Consider the following 2,375-nt stretch of genomic DNA (forward strand, 5'->3'; position numbering starts at 1 on the left):
CGATTTACGATCCACGCTTCCTTCCCACGTTCGGTCACCCTCACGCAGTTGCGTTTCACTTTGCTCACTGTGACCAGCTCGCAGCGGGACTTGCACCCGCAGGTGTGCGCCCATGCTGGGCGCACAACGCAAAAAGCCTGGCTCTCCCAGGCTTTCCATTGCACATAATCGTTGTCGAAATCAGTCATGTATTCGTAGGAGCCCACCCCGTGGGCGATTGCCGATAGGCGTTCAATTAATTGGGACCTGACCCCAATTAATGTAATCCCAATTAATGACCTTCTTTTAATTGCTCAGCGCGATTTCACCAAGTCGTTTTCCAGCAACATCCGAACATAACGGGTGTAAGGGATACCTTGAGCTTGAGCCCGGGTTTTGACGGCTTCAAAAACAGCTTGCGGCAAACGCAAATGCAATGCTGCTAACTTCGCTTCAATTTCGAATCGCATCGATTTGAAGCCCGAGAGGTCAAACTTTAGCTGCCCCCCAAACAACTCTGTCCCAGGCGTTTACCTCCAAAGTGGGCGCGAGTGCCGCTGTGGCAATGAGTACTTGCGGAAGTAGAGATCTAATAAGCATTTGTTTTCCCGGTGAAAAAGGTTGATCGGGCCGGCACTATAGCGGTGATTAAGGAGGTGTTCTTCGGACGCCTAACGTTCGAGCTAACCGGCACCCCGTTCCGCGTCCGGTTGAGCGAGAGGTTAGCCGTCAATGTGAGAGGTAGCAGAGGTTTTCTCAAAAGACAATAAGTTGCTTCTAACAAGGTATGTTTCCAACACAAGCAGCAACGACATCCCAGGAATTTACCCAGGCACCGCAAGTCTGGGCATACACAACCGTTACATCAGTCTGAGTATGAAATGAGGCCATTATTGCAGCCTGTGTGCCCTTAAACTTCAACGAGTTGCTGTCAACCGCAAATCGAGATGTCGTGTTGCAACCGCCAGAAGCGTTGCCTTCCAGCTGAAAGATAAAGATCTGCCTCCCTCCAGACTCATAAGGAATATAGCCGGTAACCTTGGCCGTCTGAAATTGGGCGCTCGCGACGGCAGCGAAGCAGCAGAGGATTGCGACTAGGTGTTTCTTCATGAGCTCTCCGATCAATGTTGCGGGAAGGGAATTTGACGACTGACATGATGTAGACCGTAAAACTCGGTTGATACACCGGGACCGTGTCGATACATCTTTTTGTTGAAACTATTGCAATCGGCTAGCGCCATAGGTTCCAGACCAGTCACTGTATTTACATGCAGGTATAAATAAACAGAACAAAACCGGCACTCAGCCCATTGCAAATTTCCTCCCGCACCATCCGACGTAGCAGGAATTTAGCATCTGAATATACAGGATCAAATAGTAAGCCCTGCAAAATTCATTTCAAGCCAGCGCCCAGCGCTGGTCTGAGTTTTGCAGTCGCTTAAGGCCGAAGATTTCGGCCAATCTCGCAAACAAGTCCGTCAAACCGCTTGCCTGCAGCAATCGCAATAAAAGGCCGAGGCCTTTTTTGACAATTATCCGCAGGAACCAGCGGATGTTGTAGTCCGCAGCGCACATCACCGCGTGAAGTGCATCGCCCTCTGAGCCTTTGAGGTGGCAGCGGTCCATGCGGTGATCAGCTTGAGGTGCCAGATGATCGGCTCGATCGTTTGGCGCCGTTTGAGTAGCTTGCGCTCTTCATCCGTCAGCCGCTTGTCTTTGCCTCGGTGTTTGATCTCAATGTCCGGGTTGTCCTTGTCTCCGCTCCGGTAGCCCAAGTCGGCGTACACCACCGCGGGCTTGACGCCCAAGCCTTGCATCAGGATGGCGGTTTGCTCGATCTGCTCATGGCATCGTGTGGCCGTCAATGTGGGTTTCAGGAGTTTTGCAGGGGCGACGAATTCATCGGGCGCTGCCCCCATGAGCTTTTTTAAATAGCACCCAGGCCAAGGCTACCCCCACCGCATCGGCCGCCAGATCGGCCCATTCGGCAAAACGCCAGCCCACGGCCCACTGCGCCAATTCCAGGCCCGCCCCATAGGCCAGCATGCCCAGCAAAACGCGCGGCACCGACACAGGCCAAATCCACAAAGCCCAAGCGGTCATGACAGTAAAAGCCAAGGTATGTTGCGCCTTGTCCCACCAATCAAAAACTGGCAACTGCAAATGCTCAACGGGCAGTAAGGCCAGTACAGTCACCGCCAGCATGGCCAACACCCAAGCGCTGCGCATCAAAACCATGGCATCCAACCCCTAAAAATCAAAACCACACCCCAGAATCGGCATAGGGGGGCCGCAATTATTGCAGCCACCCCTGCCACACCACCGGGCATGCGGGTCCGCACCCGGCGGTTCGAGAGCTTGAGGTCATGACAGCCTTGGCACTCCCAACCTATCAA

General features: G+C 53.3%; 4 protein-coding genes. All 4 read right to left on the bottom strand.

Annotation, left to right across the window (positions count from 1 at the left end):
- Window positions 1-293 precede the first annotated feature (293 nt).
- Window positions 294-494 (bottom strand): CopG family antitoxin, encoded by a 201-nt coding sequence (locus B9Z49_RS21235; protein WP_255418941.1) that lies wholly within the window; start codon window positions 492-494, stop codon window positions 294-296.
- Between the two features lie 883 nt (window positions 495-1,377).
- Window positions 1,378-1,605, bottom strand: a complete 228-nt coding sequence (locus tag B9Z49_RS21715) for a hypothetical protein (RefSeq protein ID WP_146188589.1) — start codon at window positions 1,603-1,605, stop codon at window positions 1,378-1,380.
- On the bottom strand, window positions 1,554-1,898 hold the full coding sequence (locus B9Z49_RS22610) for a hypothetical protein (RefSeq protein ID WP_108355435.1): 345 nt from the start codon (window positions 1,896-1,898) through the stop codon (window positions 1,554-1,556). The genes B9Z49_RS21715 and B9Z49_RS22610 overlap by 52 nt, the downstream gene beginning before the upstream one ends.
- Window positions 1,879-2,217 carry a VanZ family protein gene (locus tag B9Z49_RS21250; RefSeq protein ID WP_108355436.1) on the bottom strand — a complete coding sequence of 113 codons (339 nt, stop codon included), beginning with the start codon at window positions 2,215-2,217 and terminating at the stop codon, window positions 1,879-1,881. Before B9Z49_RS21250 ends, B9Z49_RS22610 begins: the two co-directional genes overlap by 20 nt.
- Window positions 2,218-2,375 lie beyond the last annotated feature (158 nt).

Origin of the sequence: Limnohabitans sp. 2KL-51, assembly GCF_003063645.1 — a bacterium.
In the GTDB taxonomy this organism is placed as follows: domain Bacteria; phylum Pseudomonadota; class Gammaproteobacteria; order Burkholderiales; family Burkholderiaceae_C; genus Limnohabitans_A.

Bases quoted from the DNA above. Each gene is read 5' to 3' on its own strand.
- B9Z49_RS21250 (WP_108355436.1), bottom strand. From the start codon at position 2,217: ATGGTTTTGATGCGCAGCGCTTGGGTGTTGGCCATGCTGGCGGTGACT.
- B9Z49_RS21715 (WP_146188589.1), bottom strand. From the start codon at position 1,605: ATGGACCGCTGCCACCTCAAAGGCTCAGAGGGCGATGCACTTCACGCG.
- B9Z49_RS22610 (WP_108355435.1), bottom strand. From the start codon at position 1,898: ATGGGGGCAGCGCCCGATGAATTCGTCGCCCCTGCAAAACTCCTGAAA.